This window comes from Streptomyces incarnatus (genome assembly GCF_001027185.1).
Taxonomy (GTDB): domain Bacteria; phylum Actinomycetota; class Actinomycetes; order Streptomycetales; family Streptomycetaceae; genus Streptomyces; species Streptomyces puniciscabiei.
Genome location: NZ_CP011497.1, coordinates 4,574,958 through 4,591,443, shown reverse-complemented (window position 1 = coordinate 4,591,443; position 16,486 = coordinate 4,574,958). Strand labels below are relative to the sequence as shown.

The 16,486-nt window shown below is 70.3% G+C and carries 17 protein-coding genes and 1 pseudogene; 10 read left to right on the top strand and 8 right to left on the bottom strand.

Going from position 1 to position 16,486, the window contains the following annotated elements; all coding sequences use genetic code 11:
• The first annotated feature begins 139 nt into the window (after positions 1 to 139).
• Genes ABB07_RS20610 through ABB07_RS20600 form a run of 3 tightly spaced genes read left to right on the top strand, consistent with a single transcriptional unit; the run spans position 140 to position 4,017 of the window.
• Positions 140 to 2,494 (top strand): RNA degradosome polyphosphate kinase, encoded by a 2,355-nt coding sequence (locus ABB07_RS20610; protein WP_208900078.1) that lies wholly within the window; start codon positions 140 to 142, stop codon positions 2,492 to 2,494.
• Positions 2,475 to 3,590: a CHAD domain-containing protein gene (locus tag ABB07_RS20605; protein ID WP_208900077.1), complete on the top strand. Its 1,116-nt coding sequence runs from the start codon at positions 2,475 to 2,477 to the stop codon at positions 3,588 to 3,590. Before ABB07_RS20610 ends, ABB07_RS20605 begins: the two co-directional genes overlap by 20 nt.
• A gap of 19 nt (positions 3,591 to 3,609) precedes the next feature.
• Positions 3,610 to 4,017 carry an NUDIX hydrolase gene (locus tag ABB07_RS20600; RefSeq protein WP_208900076.1) on the top strand — a complete coding sequence of 136 codons (408 nt, stop codon included), beginning with the start codon at positions 3,610 to 3,612 and terminating at the stop codon, positions 4,015 to 4,017.
• Here the strand turns inward: ABB07_RS20600 and ABB07_RS20595 are convergent.
• Positions 3,999 to 4,172 carry a hypothetical protein gene (locus tag ABB07_RS20595; RefSeq protein ID WP_167528488.1) on the bottom strand — a complete coding sequence of 58 codons (174 nt, stop codon included), beginning with the start codon at positions 4,170 to 4,172 and terminating at the stop codon, positions 3,999 to 4,001. The two genes, ABB07_RS20600 and ABB07_RS20595, sit on opposite strands and share 19 nt — an antisense overlap.
• Positions 4,173 to 4,314: 142 nt before the next feature.
• On the opposite strand from ABB07_RS20595, the gene ABB07_RS20590 reads away from it, so the two are divergent.
• Positions 4,315 to 5,163: an SCO4651 family lipoprotein gene (locus tag ABB07_RS20590; protein ID WP_208900075.1), complete on the top strand. Its 849-nt coding sequence runs from the start codon at positions 4,315 to 4,317 to the stop codon at positions 5,161 to 5,163.
• Positions 5,164 to 5,277: 114 nt separating this feature from the next.
• Positions 5,278 to 5,436 (top strand): hypothetical protein, encoded by a 159-nt coding sequence (locus ABB07_RS20585; RefSeq protein WP_208903846.1) that lies wholly within the window; start codon positions 5,278 to 5,280, stop codon positions 5,434 to 5,436.
• Between the two features lie 4 nt (positions 5,437 to 5,440).
• Here ABB07_RS20585 and ABB07_RS20580 read toward each other — a convergent pair whose 3' ends face one another.
• Positions 5,441 to 5,746 carry a metal-sensitive transcriptional regulator gene (locus ABB07_RS20580; RefSeq protein WP_208900074.1) on the bottom strand — a complete coding sequence of 102 codons (306 nt, stop codon included), beginning with the start codon at positions 5,744 to 5,746 and terminating at the stop codon, positions 5,441 to 5,443.
• Positions 5,747 to 5,952: 206 nt separating this feature from the next.
• On the opposite strand from ABB07_RS20580, the gene ABB07_RS20575 reads away from it, so the two are divergent.
• Positions 5,953 to 6,573: a DUF47 domain-containing protein gene (locus ABB07_RS20575; RefSeq protein ID WP_094216994.1), complete on the top strand. Its 621-nt coding sequence runs from the start codon at positions 5,953 to 5,955 to the stop codon at positions 6,571 to 6,573.
• Between the two features lie 7 nt (positions 6,574 to 6,580).
• Positions 6,581 to 7,579, top strand: a complete 999-nt coding sequence (locus ABB07_RS20570; protein WP_208900073.1) for an inorganic phosphate transporter — start codon at positions 6,581 to 6,583, stop codon at positions 7,577 to 7,579.
• 285 nt (positions 7,580 to 7,864) lie between these two features.
• Here ABB07_RS20570 and pstB read toward each other — a convergent pair whose 3' ends face one another.
• The 4 genes from pstB to pstS form a co-directional block, all read right to left on the bottom strand.
• Positions 7,865 to 8,641 carry a phosphate ABC transporter ATP-binding protein PstB gene (pstB, locus tag ABB07_RS20565; protein WP_208900072.1) on the bottom strand — a complete coding sequence of 259 codons (777 nt, stop codon included), beginning with the start codon at positions 8,639 to 8,641 and terminating at the stop codon, positions 7,865 to 7,867.
• Positions 8,642 to 8,690: 49 nt separating this feature from the next.
• The gene (pstA, locus tag ABB07_RS20560; RefSeq protein ID WP_208900071.1) at positions 8,691 to 9,752 is read right to left on the bottom strand and encodes a phosphate ABC transporter permease PstA; all 1,062 of its coding nucleotides are present in this window, start codon (positions 9,750 to 9,752) and stop codon (positions 8,691 to 8,693) included.
• On the bottom strand, positions 9,749 to 10,756 hold the full coding sequence (gene pstC / locus ABB07_RS20555; protein ID WP_208900070.1) for a phosphate ABC transporter permease subunit PstC: 1,008 nt from the start codon (positions 10,754 to 10,756) through the stop codon (positions 9,749 to 9,751). Before pstC ends, pstA begins: the two co-directional genes overlap by 4 nt.
• A 114-nt stretch (positions 10,757 to 10,870) precedes the next feature.
• Positions 10,871 to 12,001 (bottom strand): phosphate ABC transporter substrate-binding protein PstS, encoded by a 1,131-nt coding sequence (pstS, locus tag ABB07_RS20550; protein ID WP_208900069.1) that lies wholly within the window; start codon positions 11,999 to 12,001, stop codon positions 10,871 to 10,873.
• Positions 12,002 to 12,354: 353 nt separating this feature from the next.
• On the opposite strand from pstS, the gene ABB07_RS20545 reads away from it, so the two are divergent.
• Entirely contained in the window at positions 12,355 to 13,911 is a 1,557-nt protein-coding gene (locus tag ABB07_RS20545) for an FAD-binding oxidoreductase (RefSeq protein WP_208900068.1), read from the top strand.
• A 47-nt stretch (positions 13,912 to 13,958) separates the two neighbouring features.
• On the opposite strand, the gene ABB07_RS20540 is transcribed toward ABB07_RS20545, so the two are convergent.
• Both ABB07_RS20540 and ABB07_RS20535 read right to left on the bottom strand, forming a co-directional pair.
• The gene (locus ABB07_RS20540) at positions 13,959 to 14,657 is read right to left on the bottom strand and encodes a phosphatase PAP2 family protein (protein WP_208900067.1); all 699 of its coding nucleotides are present in this window, start codon (positions 14,655 to 14,657) and stop codon (positions 13,959 to 13,961) included.
• 236 nt (positions 14,658 to 14,893) lie between these two features.
• The gene (locus ABB07_RS20535) at positions 14,894 to 15,850 is read right to left on the bottom strand and encodes a C40 family peptidase (RefSeq protein ID WP_208903541.1); all 957 of its coding nucleotides are present in this window, start codon (positions 15,848 to 15,850) and stop codon (positions 14,894 to 14,896) included.
• Positions 15,851 to 16,091: 241 nt separating this feature from the next.
• Here ABB07_RS20535 and ABB07_RS40910 point away from each other — a divergent pair.
• Positions 16,092 to 16,175, top strand: a pseudogene (locus tag ABB07_RS40910) (DUF397 domain-containing protein); the annotation flags it as partial.
• Between the two features lie 55 nt (positions 16,176 to 16,230).
• Positions 16,231 to 16,440 carry a hypothetical protein gene (locus ABB07_RS20530; RefSeq protein ID WP_208900066.1) on the top strand — a complete coding sequence of 70 codons (210 nt, stop codon included), beginning with the start codon at positions 16,231 to 16,233 and terminating at the stop codon, positions 16,438 to 16,440.
• Positions 16,441 to 16,486: the final 46 nt, after the last annotated feature.

Here is a 16,486-nt window from a genome sequence, read left to right as displayed (position 1 = left end):
CGGGGCGCTGCGGCGCCGCGGGCCCCCAGGCACGGAAACCGTCGCTTTCGCGACCGCGGCCCCTGTGATCCGCCCCGCGCTATCCCGCACGTCATGTCGCCGTAACCATCGATTCAGCCGGGCTTGCGACGCTCGGCCAATGAAGCCCGTCGTGCCAGAGCCTTCGCCGCCCCCCGAGGGGCCCGCGGGGAACGGGGCCGTGACGCTCCCGCCCGCACGTTCCGACGCGCCTGTGCTGCCCCTGGCGCGGAAGAATGGGGTCATGAGTCAGCCAGACACCCAGGCAGAGGTCCAGCGCATCCAGCCCGACGTGGGCTCCATAGCCGCGCACCGCACGCATGTCGCGCAGGGCGCGGTGTCCGACCTCGAACCCGACCTCGACGCGGACCTCGACGCCTACGAGGAGTCGAAGGCCGACGGTGCCGCGCTGCCCCAGGGGCGTTTCCTCGACCGGGAGCGCAGCTGGCTCGCGTTCAACGAGCGCGTCCTGGAGCTGGCCGAGGACCCGGACACGCCGCTGCTGGAGCGGGCGAACTTCCTCGCGATCTTCGCCAGCAACCTGGACGAGTTCTTCATGGTCCGGGTCGCCGGACTGAAGCGCCGCATCGCCACCGGCGTCGCCACCCGGTCCGCCTCGGGGCTGCAGCCGCGCGAGGTGCTGGAGATGATCTGGGCCCGCTCGCGCGAGCTGATGGCCCGGCACGCCGCCTGCTACCACGAGGACGTCGCCCCCGCGCTGGCGGACGAGGGCATCCACCTGGTCCGGTGGAACGAGCTGGCCGAGAAGGAGCAGGCCCGCCTCTTCACGCTCTTCCGCCACCAGATCTTCCCGGTCCTCACCCCGCTGGCCGTGGACCCCGCGCACCCGTTCCCGTACATCTCCGGCCTGTCCCTGAACCTGGCCGTCGTCGTACGCAACCCGGTGAGCGGCCACAAGCACTTCGCGCGCGTGAAGGTGCCGCCGCTGCTGTCCCGCTTCCTGGAGAGCAGCCCCGGCCGGTACGTCCCCATCGAGGACGTCATCGCCGCGCACCTGGAGGAGCTGTTCCCGGGCATGGAGGTGCTGGAGCACCACGCCTTCCGCCTCACCCGCAACGAGGACCTGGAGGTCGAGGAGGACGACGCCGAGAACCTGCTCCAGGCCCTGGAGAAGGAGCTCATGCGGCGCCGCTTCGGCCCGCCGGTGCGCCTGGAGGTCGAGGAGTCCATCGACCGCGAGGTGCTGGACCTGCTGGTCCGCGAGCTGAAGATCTCCGAGGCCGAGGTGTACCCGCTGCCGGGTCCCCTCGACCTCACCGGTCTCTTCCGCATCCACAGCCTCGACCGGCCCGAGCTGAAGTACCCGAAGTTCGTCGCCGGCACCCACCGCGACCTCGCCGAGGTCGAGTCGGCGTCCGCGCCGGACATCTTCGCGGCCCTGCGCACCCGGGACGTGCTACTGCACCACCCGTACGACAGCTTCTCCACGTCCGTGCAGGCCTTCCTGGAGCAGGCGGCGGCCGACCCGGACGTCCTCGCGATCAAGCAGACCCTGTACCGCACCTCCGGCGACTCCCCGATAGTCGACGCCCTGATCGACGCCGCCGAGTCCGGCAAGCAGGTCCTCGTCCTGGTCGAGATCAAGGCCCGCTTCGACGAGCACGCCAACATCAAGTGGGCGCGCAAGCTGGAGGAGGCCGGCTGCCATGTCGTCTACGGCCTGGTCGGCCTGAAGACCCACTGCAAGCTGTCCCTGGTGGTCCGCCAGGAGGGCGACACCCTGCGCCGCTACAGCCACGTCGGCACGGGCAACTACCACCCGAAGACGGCGCGCCTGTACGAGGACCTGGGGCTGCTCACCGCCGACCAGCAGGTCGGCGCGGACCTCTCCGACCTCTTCAACCGCCTGTCCGGCTACTCCCGCCGGGAGACCTACCGGCGCCTGCTGGTGGCCCCCAAGTCCCTGCGCGACGGCCTGATCTCGCGGATCGACAAGGAGGTCCAGCACCACCGCGCGGGCCGCCCGGCCTTCGTCCGCATCAAGGTCAACTCGATGGTCGACGAGGCGGTCATCGACGCCCTCTACCGCGCGTCCCAGGCGGGCGTGCCGGTGGACGTGTGGGTGCGCGGCATCTGCGCGGTCCGCCCCGGCGTCACCGGCCTGTCGGAGAACATCCGGGTCCGCTCGGTCCTCGGCCGCTTCCTGGAGCACTCCCGGGTGTTCGCCTTCGGCAACGGCGGCGAGCCCGAGGTGTGGATCGGCAGCGCCGACATGATGCACCGCAACCTCGACCGCCGGATAGAGGCCCTGGTGCGGGTGGTCGACCCCGCCCACCGGGCGGCCCTGAACCGGCTGCTCGACACCGGCATGTCCGACTCGACCTCCTCCTGGCACCTCGGTCCGGACGGCGAGTGGACGCGACACGCGACCGACGCGGACGGCCAGCCCCTGCGCAACGTCCAGGAGATGCTCATAGACGCCCGGAGGCGCCGGCGTGGCACAGCAACACCTTGACCCGACGGACCCCACGGCCGAGGTGGTGACCGGGGACACCCTCGGGGCGTACCTGCGCGCGCAGGCCACGGAGTTCCTGCGCGCCCTGCGCCTGCACCGCGAGACCGGCGGCAGCACGGCGGCCGGTGCGGAGGAGTCCGTCGACGCGGCGCGCCTGCTGCGCCGCTCGGCCCGCCGCATCAGCGGCAGCCTGCACACCTTCCGCCCGCTCCTCGACGCCGACTGGTCCGAGGAGATGCGCCCCGAACTGGCCTGGCTGTCCGGCACGTTGGGCCTGGAGCACGCGTACGAGACCCGACTGGAACGGCTGTTGCTGGCGTTGCACCGGTTGTCGGGGGCCACGGTCCTGCCCGCCCAGGCAGTCGACGTCGTAGCTGCGGGCAGTCGTGCCGCTGGGGCGGCACCCGTCCCACTGAAAGCGGCACTTGAAAACACCAGTGGCCCGGCCAACGCGACGCCCACGGCAGAACGCGGCAACCTCACAGTGGGCGCAGCCAAAGCAGGCGCCCTGCTCGAACGCCAGCTCACCCTGGCCCGGACCCGCGCCCACTCCACGGCGCTGCAAGCCCTCGGCTCGTCCCGCTTTCACGCCGTCGCCGACAAGGTCGCCGTACTCGCCAGCGAGGTCCCGCTCACCCCCGCCGCGCCCACCACCGGCCTGCGCCCCCTGGCAGCCGCCGCGGAGGAACGGCTGACCGACGCGATCGCCGCGCTGCCGCTGGTCGTCGCGGGGAACCCGTACAACGCGGAGGCCCTGGTGCACGGGCTGTCCCCGGACCCGTCCCCGCACCCCCAGGACGGCCCCTGGCACCAGGTCCGGCTGCTGCTGCGCCTGCACCGGTACGCCCAGGAGGCGCTGCACGGCGGCAACTCGCCCGTGGACGTACGCCTGCTCGCGGCCGGCCGGGCCCTGAACCGGCACCGGGACGCCTCGGAGGCGGCAGCCGCGGCGGCCCAGGCCGCCCGTACGCCCCGGATCGCCCCGGCGACGGCGTACGCGCTCGGTGTGCTCCACGCCGACCAGCGGCACGAGGTGGAGGCCGCCAGGTTCGCCTTCCAGCAGGCCTGGCAGAAGCAGACCGTCAGCACACCCTGAGTTCTCCCGAGGAGGCGGTGTGAACGACACGTTGGTCCGGGCGGCCGGCTGCGTGCTGTGGCGCCGCTCGCCGGTCTCCGGTGACCTGGAGATCTGTCTGGTCCACCGGCCGAAGTACGACGACTGGTCGCACCCGAAGGGCAAGCTCAAGCGCGGCGAGGACCCGCTCGCGGGCGCCCTTCGGGAGGTCGCGGAGGAGACCGGGTACACGGCCGAGCCCGGCGCGGAGCTGCCGACCCTGCGGTATCTCGCGAACGGCCGCCCGAAGCAGGTGCGTTACTGGGCGGCCGAGGCGGTCTGCGGGCACTTCACCCCGAGCGCCGAGGTCGACCGGATCCTGTGGCTCTCCCCCGCCGCGGCGCGCAGCCTCCTCACCCAGCCCCGCGACCGCGAGCTCGTCGACGCCCTTCACAGCTCCGCGGCGTGAGCCTCCGCGTCCGTACGCGCCTGGCTGCGGGCCCGGCGAGCGGGACCCCGCCAGCCGCAACTGCAGCGGGCCACGCAGAAACGGCCCTGTTCCGTCGTCGAGGTGAGGTGCTCCTGCCCCTGCCGGACGCGCTCCGGCCCCTCCTGCTGCGCCACGGTGACAACGCTACCGGCCGCACGGTAAAGGGCTCGTACGGCCTGCCCCGCCCCCGGCGGCGCGTGACGGCGCCCCCTACCCGTCGTTAACCGGACGAGTAGGGGGCCCGTGACGGACGTACCGGCTGGGGGTAGGCAGGCGATGGATCGGCGGCAGCACAGGAACGCGGGCAGGACGGTCGTCGCGGTCGGGCTCATGCTCGGCCTCGCGGCGGGTGCCACGGGCTGTTCCGGCTTCGGGGCCGCCGCCGAGGACGTCAAGGGCGGGGGCGATCCGGTCGCCGTGCTGCGGCGGGCCGCCGACACCCTGCGCGGCGCGGGGAGTTCCAAGGCCACCACCTCCATGGAGATGGCCACGGGCGGCACCCGGGTCACCATCCGCGGCCAGGGCGTCTACGACTTCCGGCACCGGCTCGGCCGGCTCACCGTCGTCCTGCCCGAGGACCCGGCGGGCACCTCCGAGCACAAGCCGATCACCGAACTCCTCGCCCCCGGCGCCCTGTTCATGAAGAACCGGGGCGCGGGCGTGCCCCCCGACAAGTGGGTCCGGGTGGACATCGCCACGCTGTCCGACGGCAACCTGGTCACCGGCGGCGCGACCGACCCGTACGCGGCGGCCGAGGTGCTGCGCGGGACGCGTACGGCGGCCTACGTCGGCCGGACCGAGGTCGCCGGGACCGCCGTACGGCACTACCGGGGCACCGCGGACCTGACCGGCGCGGCCGGCCAGGCCGCCGCCGAGAACAGGGAACCGCTGGCCGCGGCGGCGAAAGGGTTCGCCACGGCCGAAGTGCCGTTCGACGCCTATCTCGACGACCAGGGCCGCATCCGCAAGCTCAGGCAGCGCTTCAGCTTCGTCAACGGCCGGCAGAAGACCCCCGTGGCGGTCGCCTCGACGACCCTGCTGTACGACTTCGGCGCCCCCGCCGACGTACGGCTGCCGCGCCCGGCGGACATCTACGCGGGCCGTATCGCCGAGGAGGACGACTAGTCCGCGGCACCACCCGGTAAGTAGCCCGTCCGTGCCATGCGCGGTATGTAGGGCGCTGCCTACTCTAGGAAGTCGGTACGGCAGAAAAGAGACGGCGGGGAAGAGGTGAGGCGGGTGGCTCCGGTCGGCGGGACGGCGGTACAGGACCACGTGGCCCTCGCCGAGATCGAACTGTGCGGGGAGCTGATCATCGCGGCCTCCGCGGCCGAGGAGCGGCTCAGCCTGGAGAGCATCGACGCGGTGCTGCGGGTGGCCGAGGAGCGGGAGTCCTGAGAGATCAGGAACGCAGGAGGCGGCCGATCGCCTTCGTGGCCTCGTCCACCTTCGTGTCGATCTCGTCGCCGCCCTTGAGGGCCGCGTCGGCCACGCAGTGCCGCAGGTGCTCCTCCAGCAGCTGCAGCGCGAAGGACTGCAGCGCCTTGGTGGACGCCGAGACCTGGGTCAGTATGTCGATGCAGTACGTGTCCTCGTCGACCATCCGCTGCAGGCCGCGGATCTGCCCCTCGATCCGGCGCAGCCGCTTGAGGTGCTCGTCCTTCTGCTTGTGGTAGCCGTGCGTGGCGCCGGCCTCGGTCGTCGTCATCACAGGCCTCCCTCTCCGGACGAGCCGCCAATACATACCCCTAGTGGGTATATGGTAACCAATTTCGCGGGGTAGGGAGCCCTTGGTACGCCCCCGTGCTGATCACTCTGCCCGATGGGCGACACTGGGATACGGCCCGATAGCCGTGGCCGAATGATGCGCCTAGCATCAGCGTGACCGAAACCGAAGCACCCCGAGGACCCCACGTGCGCTTTCGTCTGACCCCCAGGGAGACGAGCTTCTACGACATGTTCGCCGCCTCCGCGGACAACATCGTCACCGGCTCGAAACTCCTGATGGAACTGCTCGGGGCGGACGCATCTGCCCGAGCCGAGATCGCAGAGCGTATGCGGGCCGCGGAACACGCGGGTGACGACGCCACGCACGCGATCTTCCACCAGCTGAACTCCTCGTTCATCACGCCGTTCGACCGCGAGGACATCTACTCCCTCGCCGGGTCCCTCGACGACATCATGGACTTCATGGAGGAGGCCGTCGACCTGGTCGTCCTCTACAACGTCGAGGAGCTCCCGAAGGGCGTCGAGCAGCAGATCGAGGTCCTGGCCCGGGCCGCCGAGCTGACCGCGGAGGCGATGCCGAACCTCCGCACGATGGACAACCTGACCGAGTACTGGATCGAGGTCAACCGCCTCGAGAACCAGGCGGACCAGATCCACCGCAAGCTGCTGGCCCACCTCTTCAACGGCAAGTACGACGCCATCGAGGTGCTCAAGCTCAAGCAGATCGTGGACGTCCTGGAAGAGGCGGCGGACGCGTTCGAGCACGTGGCGAACACGGTGGAGACCATCGCCGTCAAGGAGTCCTGAGGCGTCGATGGCCACCTTCGCCCTGGTCGTGACCATCGCGGTCGCGCTCTTCTTCACGTACACCAACGGCTTCCACGACTCGGCGAACGCGATCGCGACGTCCGTGTCGACCCGCGCCCTGACCCCGCGCGCGGCGCTCGCCATGGCGGCGGTCATGAACCTGGCCGGTGCCTTCCTGGGCTCCGGCGTCGCCAAGACGGTCAGCGAGGGCCTGATCGAGACGCCCTCCGGCGCGCACGGGATGGGCATCCTGTTCGCCGCCCTGATCGGCGCGATCACCTGGAACCTGATCACCTGGTACTTCGGCCTGCCGTCGTCCTCGTCCCACGCCCTGTTCGGCGGCCTGGTGGGCGCGGCCCTGGCCGGCGGCACGGCGGTCCACTGGAACGGCGTGCTGGACAAGATCATCATCCCGATGTTCCTGTCCCCGGTGGTCGGCCTGATCGTCGGCTACCTGGTCATGCTGGCCATCATGTGGCTGTTCCGCCGGGCCAACCCGCACAAGGCCAAGCGGGGCTTCCGCATGGCGCAGACCGTCTCGGCGGCCGGCATGGCCCTCGGCCACGGCCTCCAGGACGCCCAGAAGACCATGGGTGTGGTCGTGATGGCACTGGTGATTTCCGGCCACGAGACGTTCGGTGATCCGATCCCGGTCTGGGTGAAGATCATCTCCGCCCTGATGCTCTCCCTCGGCACCTACGCGGGCGGCTGGCGCATCATGCGCACGCTCGGCCGCAAGATCATCGAGCTGGACCCGCCCCAGGGATTCGCGGCCGAGGCCACCGGCGCCTCGATCATGTTCGGTACGGCGTACCTCTTCAAGGCGCCGATCTCCACGACCCACGTCATCACCTCGGCGATCATGGGCGTCGGCGCGACCAAGCGCCTCAACGCCGTCCGCTGGGGCGTGGCCAAGAACATCGTCCTGGGCTGGTTCATCACGATGCCGGCAGCCGCGCTGGTCGCCGCGCTGGCTTTCGGCGTGGTGGACCTGACGGTGCTGTAACACCCTTTCCGCCCACCCGCCCACCCGCCTCGGCCGGCTGCACTGCCGCCCAAGGGGGTGGGCGTTCGCCTTTCCGGAACCGGCTCGCCGCCGTAGCGGCCGCCGAGGGGACGTCGCACGATCATCGCCACCACCCCGGACCGGTGGATCGGCGGGCCGGTGCGCGTGCTGGACCTCAATCCGTGGCGGCCGCACGCAATGGGCCCGCCCCCGGGAGCCAGGGGCGGGCCCTCTTGCGTCCTCGCGGTGGCACCGCCATGCAGCACCGCGAGGGGTCGTACCGGCCTAGCCGAAGCGGCCGGAGATGTAGTCCTCCGTCGCCTGGACGGACGGGTTGGAGAAGATGCGCTCGGTGTCGTCGATCTCGATCAGGCGGCCGGGCTGGCCCACCGCCGCGAGGTTGAAGAACGCCGTACGGTCCGAGACACGCGCCGCCTGCTGCATGTTGTGCGTCACGATGACGATCGTGAAGCGCTCCTTCAGCTCGCCGATCAGGTCCTCGATCGCGAGGGTGGAGATCGGGTCCAGGGCGGAGCAGGGCTCGTCCATCAGCAGGACGTTCGGTTCGACCGCGATCGCGCGGGCGATGCACAGACGCTGCTGCTGACCGCCGGACAGGCCGGAGCCCGGCTTGTTCAGGCGGTCCTTGACCTCGTTCCAGAGGTTCGCGCCCTTGAGCGACTTCTCGACGATGTCGTTCAGCTGGCTCTTCTTGTAGTTGCCGTTCAGGCGCAGGCCCGCCGCCACGTTGTCGAAGATCGACATGGTGGGGAAGGGGTTCGGGCGCTGGAAGACCATGCCCACCTCGCGGCGGACGGACACCGGGTCGATCCCGGTGCCGTACAGGTCCTCGTCGTCGAGGAGCACCTTGCCCTCGACGCGGCCACCGGGGGTGACCTCGTGCATGCGGTTCAGCGTGCGCAGGAACGTCGACTTGCCGCAGCCGGAGGGGCCGATGAACGCCGTCACCGAACGCGGCTCGACGGTCATCGAGATGTCCTCGATCGCCTTGTGGGAGCCGTAGTACGCGGTCAGTCCGCTTACGTCGATTCGCTTGGCCATGTCTTCTACTTCACTTCCAGGGATTCAGGCTCGGTCGCTGTTGGCCGCGTCAGCGACCGGTCTTCGGGGCCTTCCAGCGGGCGATGCCGCGGGCCACCAGGTTGAGGATCATCACGAAGGCGATCAGCGTGAGCGAGGCCGCCCAGGCACGGTCGTACGCCGCGCTGGCACCCGCGCTCTGCTGGTACTGCTGGAAGATGAACAGCGGCAGCGACGCCTGCGCACCCTCGAACGGGTTGTTGTTGATGAACGGGTTGCCGAACACCAGCAGCAGCACCGGCGCGGTCTCGCCCGCGATACGGGCGATGGCCAGCATGACGCCGGTGGTGATGCCGCCGATCGAGGTGGGCAGGACCACCTTCAGGATGGTCCGCCACTTCGGCACACCGAGCGCCAGCGAGGCCTCGCGCAGCTCGTTCGGGACGAGCTTGAGCATCTCCTCGGTGGAGCGCACGACGACCGGCATCATCAGGATGGCCAGCGCCAGCGAACCGGCGAAGCCGAACGGCTGCATCTGGAAGATGAGCATCAGCGACAGGATGAACAGGCCGGCGACGATCGACGGGATGCCCGTCATGACGTCGACGAAGAACGTGACGGCCTTGGCGAGCCGGCCCCGCCCGTACTCCACCAGGTAGATCGCGGTGAGGATGCCGACCGGCGCACCGATGACGGTGGCGAGGCCGACCTGCTCCAGGCTGCCGATGATGGCGTGGTAGATGCCGCCACCGGGCTCGGAGTCGGCGACGACGCCCATGGAGTGGGTGAGGAAGTAGACGTTCAGGACCTTCACGCCGCGCGAGACGGTCACCCAGATCAGGGAGACCAGCGGGATGACGGCGAGCAGGAAGGCGACCCAGACGAACGAGGTGGCGATCCGGTCCTTGGCCTGCCGGCGGCCCTCGACCCTGGCGGCGATGCCGTAGGTGCCGAGGACGAAGAGGACCGCGGCGATCAGACCCCACTGGACCTTGCTGTGCAGGCCGCCGGCCAGGCCGATGACCACGGCCAGGGCGATCGAGCCGGCGGCGATGGCCCACGGGGACCACCTCGGGAGGCTGGCGCCGCGCAGCGTGCTGGGGCGCTTGTGGGTGACGGCTGCGGTGCTCATGCGTTGGCCCCCGAGTACTCCTTGCGGCGGGCGATGATCATGCGGGCCGCGCCGTTGACCAGCAGGGTGATGACGAAGAGGACGAGGCCGGAGGCGATCAGCGCGTCCCGGCCCTGCTCGGTGGCCTCACCGAACTTGCTGGCGATGTTCTGGGCGAAGGTGCCGCCGCCCGGGTTCAGCAGGCTGGCGTGGATGACGTAGTCCGGGGAGAGCACGGTGGCGACGGCCATCGTCTCGCCGAGGGCGCGGCCGAGGCCGAGCATGGACGCGGAGATCACACCGGAGCGGCCGAAGGGCAGGACGGCCATGCGCACGACCTCCCAGCGGGTGGCGCCGAGGGCCAGCGCGGCCTCCTCGTGCATCCGCGGGACCTGCCGGAACACCTCACGGCTGACGTTGGTGATGATCGGCAGGATCATGATCGCCAGCAGGATGCCGACGGTGAGCATGGCGCGGGGGGCGCCGCCGTCCCAGGAGAAGACGCCGGTCCAGCCGAGGTAGTCGTTCAGCCAGCCGTACAGGCCCGTCATGTGCGGGACGAGGATGAGGGCGCCCCAGAGGCCGTAGACGATGGACGGCACGGCGGCGAGCAGGTCGATCACATAGGCGATGGGACCGCTCAGCCGGCGCGGGGCGTAGTGCGTGAGGAACAGCGCGATCGCGACGGCGACCGGTACCGCGAGGGCCATGGCGATGACCGAGGAGACGATCGTGCCGAAGGCCAGCACCGCGATGCCGAAGCTCGGCGGGACGAGGTTGGTGTTCCACTCGAAGGTGGTCAGGAAGTTCCCGTGGTCCTTGCTGATCGCGAGGGAGGCGCGGTAGGTGAGGAAGACCGCGATCGCGGCCATGATCACCAGCAGCAGGATGCCGGAGCCACGGGACAGGCCGAGGAAGATGCGGTCGCCGGGGCGGTTCGCACCCCGGGCGTTGCGCTTCCGCTCGGCCGGCGAGGGCTGGGGCGCGGGGGGAGGTGCGTCGGTTGTCTTGGTCGATATGTCCATCGGGTTCTCCGGTCTGCGGAGCCGTTCGTCCTCACGGACGGCGGCTCATGGCGGCGGTGCACCGGACGGTGCGGCCCGGGCCCTGTCGGGCACGGGCCGCACTCTCGGATCAGGTCAGCTGAGGCCCTCGATGGTGGTGCGGACCTTGCTGTTGATCTCGGCGGGGATCGGGGCGTAGTTGTTGCTCGTCAGAAGCTTCTGACCGTCCTCGCTGGCGATGTAGCGCAGGAACGCCTTGGTGGCGGGCAGGGTGTCCGCCTTGTTGCCCTTGTCGCAGACGATCTCGTACGTCACCAGGGTGATCGGGTAGGCACCCTCGGCCTTGGTGGCGTAGTCCAGCTTCAGCGACAGGTCCTTGCCGGTGCCGACGACCTTGGCGGCCGCGATGTCGGCGGTGGCGGAGTCGGTGGAGGGCTTCACCGGAGCCTTGGCACCGGTGTTGATGGCGACGGTGGTCATGTCCTTGGCGTAGGACAGCTCGAAGTAGCCGATCGCGCCGGTGTTCTGCTTGACGCCCTGGGCCACACCGGCGGAGCCGGAGGCCGCCTGGCCGCCCTTGGCCTGCCAGGCCTTGCCGCCGGAGTACTTCCAGTTGTCCGGGGTGGTGGCCTTCAGGTACTTGGTGAAGTTGTCCGTGGTGCCGGAGTCCTCGGAGCGGTGGAAGGCCTGGATCTTCAGGTCCGGGAGCTTCGCCGACGGGTTCAGCTTCTTGATCGCCGGGTCGTTCCAGTTCGTGATCTTGCTGTCGAAGATCTGGGCGATGGTCGGGGCGTCCAGGACCAGGTTGTCGACACCCGGGACGTTGTAGCCGAGGGCGATCGGGCCGCCGACCATCGGCAGGTCGATGCCGGTGCCGCCGGAGCAGACCTTCTGGGAGGCGGTGACCTCGTCCGGCTTCAGCGCGGAGTCGGAACCGGCGAAGGCGAGCTGGCCCTGGTTGAAGGAGGTCACACCGGCGCCGGAGCCGCCGCCCTTGTAGTTGATCTGCACGCCACAGGCCTGGGAGAACTCCTTGACCCAGGCGTCGATCGCGTTCTTCTGCGCGGAGGAGCCGTCTGCGAGCAGCTGACCCTTGGCGTTGTCACACTTGATCGAGGAAGCGTTGGTGGCACCGGACGGGTTGCCCGAGGACTTGCCACCGTTGCCGGTGTCGTCGGAGCCGCACGCCGTCAGGGCCAGGGCGCCGGTCACGGCGATCGCACCGAGGGACAGGGCGCGCAGCCGGTTCTTGCGCTGAAGCTTCACTTTCGGGAGTTCCTTCCAGGAGCCGCCGCGGTCGGCGGCGTGCGAGGTTTCGAGGAGTGCGCGAGCGCATCTATGGCCGCACTCCGCACCGTGCACGGCCGAAATTAGGCAGAACAGGTGAAGCCGCCGATGGCCGGAAGTGAACGGGGGGTGAACCCCTGCCGTCGGCCCGGTTAGGTCACGGAATGCTCACGGGGAGGGCACACGAAGGTTCCGACCGGCGGGTTACGCGCACGCGTATTCGGTGTTCGAACCGCTGTGGGCGAACTGTTACGAACCATCGTGCTCATGGCGCCGTCTCACCCCAGGAAGGGCCAAGGTGGCCCGTGGAAGGGCGACTGAGGACGATGGGCATGGAACGGCGTACGTTCATCGCGGGCGGCACGGCCGTACTGACCGCAACCGCACTGACCGGCTGCAGCTCGGGTACGGACAGGTCCACCGCCGCGGCGACCACCCGCTCATCGTCACTCACGTCCCTCAAGACCACCAGCGCGAACGCCGCCGCGAACTGGACGGCCCTCGCGCACGCCCTGGACGGCACCCTGGTCCGGCCCGGGGACGCCTCCTGGGCGACGGCCCACCAGCTGTACAACACCCGCTTCGACACCCTGAGGCCCGCCGCGGTGGCGTACGTCGCACACGCCGACGACATCCGCACGACCCTCTCCTACGCCCAGGCGCACGGCATCCGGGTCTCCATACGCAACGGCGGCCACTCCTACGCGGGCTACTCCTCCGGCGACAACCGCCTCGTCCTCGACGTGTCCAAGCTGAACCGCATCCGGGTCTCCGGTGGGACGGCGGTCGTCGGCGCCGGCTCCAAGCTGATCGACGTCTACCGGGCGCTGGCCGCGAAGGGCGCGACCATACCCGCGGGCTCCTGCCCCACCGTCGGCGTCTCCGGCCTGGTCCTCGGCGGCGGCCACGGCGTCGCCTCCCGCGCCTACGGCCTGACCTGCGACAGCCTCACCCAGGCGACGGTCATCACGGCCGACGGCACCCAGGTGACGGCGAACGCGTCGTCCCACTCCGACCTCTTCTGGGCCCTGCGGGGCGCCGGCAACGGCAACTTCGGCGTGGTCACGGAACTGCAGTTCAGGACCCACCCGGCCCCGCAGGCGGTGACGGCGTACATGACATGGCCCTGGTCCAAGGCCGCGGCCGTGCTGAAGGCCTGGCAGGAGTGGGGCCCGAGCCAGCCGGACGAGATCTGGTCCTCGCTCCACCTGTCCTGCTCGCCGGGCGGCACCCCCTCCGTCTCCGTGGCCTGCTTCTCCCTCGGCACCTACGGCGAACTGCAGAACGCCGTGGACCGCCTGGCGCACGCCGCCGGCGCGAACGCCTCCTCCGTCACCCTGCGCCGCCGGGGCTACGAGGAGGCGATGGAGATCTACGCCGGCTGCTCCTCCTTCTCCTCGGACGCCCAGTGCCACCTGCCGGGCTCCACCCCCGGCCGCTCCCCCCAGGGCCGCCTGGGCCGGGAGACGTACGCGGCCCGCTCGGACTTCTTCGACCGCTCGCTGTCGGCGGCGGGCATCCAGACGGTGCTGCGGCAGATCGCCGCGGTCCGGGGCGGCGCGGGCAGCATCGCGTTCACCGCCCTCGGCGGCGCGGTCAACCGCGTCTCCCCCACGGCTACGGCCTTCGTCCACCGCCGCTCCCGGATGCTGGCCCAGTACATCGCGTCCTGGGGCGCGGGGGCCTCCGGCGGCACGGCCCAGTCCTGGCTGACCTCGGCCCACCGGGCGATGGCCCCGTACGCCTCCGGAGCGGCGTACCAGAACTACACGGATCCGACGCTGACGGACTGGAAGAAGGCGTACTACGGGGACGCGGCGACCCGGCTGGGCAAGGTGAAGCAGAGTTACGACCCGCAGCGCTTCTTCTCGTACGCGCAGGGGCTGTAGGAGACCTGGAGGGGACGCCCAGCAGGCGACGGGCGACGGGATCCGGCCTACGCCGCCAGGTCCCGTTCCTCCGACTCGACCGGCTTACGGGTGCCCGGAAGGAACGCGCCCTCGCGCCCCACCGACCGCGCCCGTACGACCCACCCCGCCCGCCGCGACCGCTCCACCGCTCGCATCAGCGGGGTGAGCAACGCCGTGGCCAGCGGCGACAGCAGCAGCGCGACGGCCGTACCGAGGGCGAAGCCGCCGACGACGTCGGTCGGATAGTGCACGCCCATGTAGACCCGGCAGAAGCCCTCCAGCAGGGCCAGCCCGATGCCCGCGATGCCGAAGCGGCGGTTGGCGACGAAGAGGCCGACACCCAGCGCCATGGTGATCGTCGCGTGGTCGCTGACGAAGGAGAAGTCGGTCTTGCCGGAGACGAGGACGTCCAGGCCCTGGTGATCGACGAAGGGGCGGGGGCGTTCCACGAAGCCCCGGATCGGGATGTTGACCAGCACCGCGATACCGGCCGCGAGCGGTGCCCACACCAGCGCGGCCACGGAGGGCGCCGCCTCCTCGCCGCCCCGGCGCCGCACGGACCACCAGCACCACAGCACGAGCAGCACCATGGCCACCAGCAGGCCGTACTCACCGACGAACTCCATGACCCGGTCGAACCAGCGGGGCGCGTCCTTGGCCAGGCCATTGATGTCGTAGAGCAGGTCGACGTCGGGGTTCGATCCGGATTCGGCGAGTACAGCCATGGTGCTGCGGCCCCTTCGTCGTCTACCGGACGCACCTCGTGTGCGCCGCTCCTACCCCCGTGGTTCGTAGATCCGCTTCCGCTGCACTGCCGTACTGCCCGCACTGACGTCCGCTCGGCTACGTCAACAGGAACGCACGGCCCCCATCATTACGTTCCACTCTCCACTGAATGATCACGCAGACGTTATCGAAGAGAGACTCATCTTCGCAGCTCAGGGGGTTGGTTCACGCTCGGTCACACCGTCGTGGGGAGCGCTTTCGCGCCATCCTCGGTGACCCGGGTGGCGCCGAAGTACTCGGCCGTGTCGACCGGATCGAACCGGATGACGGCCCCCGTCCTCGGCGCGTCGATCATGTACCCGCCGCCCACATAGATGCCCACGTGGTGGATGGCCCGCGAGTCAGCGGGGTCGGTCGAGAAGAACACCAGGTCACCCGGGAGGAGCTGGTTCCGCGACGGGTGCGGCCCGGCGTTGTACTGATCGTTGGCCACACGCGGCAGACTGATCCCCACCTTCGCGTACGCCGCCTGCGTCAACCCGGAACAGTCGAACCGCCCGCCCTGCTCGGCCGCCCCCTCCCCACCCCACAGATACGGCGTGCCCAGCTTGCTCTGCGCGAAGGCGATGGCACCGGCGGCCTGCCGGGTGGGGTCGATACGGGTGACGGGGGCGGCGAAGCTCTTGGCCAGGCTGTTGATCCGCTGGACGTAGTTCTGGGTCTCGCTGATGCCGGGCACCCCGCCGGCCTTTATCACCCGGTAGGCACCGGCGTTGTAGGCGGCGAGCATGTTGTCGGAGACGTTGCCCGGCACGTCCTTCACGTCTTTCGCCAACTGGCAGTCGTACGAAGCGGCAGACGGAATGGCGTCGTTGGGATCCCACACGTCCCGCTTGCCGTCCCCGTTGCCGTCGATGCCGTAGATGGCCCACGTGCCAGGGATGAACTGCGCGATGCCCTGCGCGTTGGCCGGGCTGACGATTCTCGGATTCCAGCCGCTCTCCTGGTACAGCTGCGCGGCGAGCAGCGCGGGGGTCAGCTGGGGGCACAGATTGCCCCACTTCTGCACGAGCGCCTGGTAAGCAGCCGGTACAGCCCCCTTGGACAGCCCCCGGCCCGCCGAGGTGAGCCCGCCCATGATGTTCCCGGCGACGAGGTAGACCCCGACGACGAGCAGCATGACGAACCCCATGCCGAGCCCGACGGCCGCCCCACCGATCACCCATACCTTCCGCACGGTTCAACTTTCCCCCATGCGTCGCCCGTTCAAGACGCTTTCCGCATGATGTGGCGTCATTTCACAGTGGAGACCCGGCCCATGATGCCGCCGTAGTCGCCGGGCGAGCGGATGTGGAAGGCGGACGTGGAAGGTCGACGGGCTTGCTGGTGCAGCCCGGCGTCACGCCGCCGAGTACGCCCGCCGCTCCGCGGGCACCGTCGTCACGACCGCCCGCCGCCAGTGGAACGCCTTCGTACTCGGCGTACAGGCGGGCGAGTTCGACCACTTCGCTGAAGGGACCTCGCCGACCCGGCGCGGTGCACCACTCACATGGACGTCGTCCCGGTCACCGCGTGGTCGTCTCCGCGACGCCCGGCGCGGTCCCGGCCGGCACGCGGGTGGCCGGCGCCTCGCCGACCGCGCCCGCGCCGACCGCCGGCAACCTGTGCCGGCGCCGGTCCGCCCAGCACACGGCGACGGCAGCGGCGGCGAACGTCGCGGCCGAGAGGCCGGCGGTGAAGGTGACGGACGGGAAGACCTCACCGGCCGCGGCGGCCCGCTGACCGGCCGACGGGCTTTGCGAAGGGCGGCTGACCGCAGGTGCTCCCC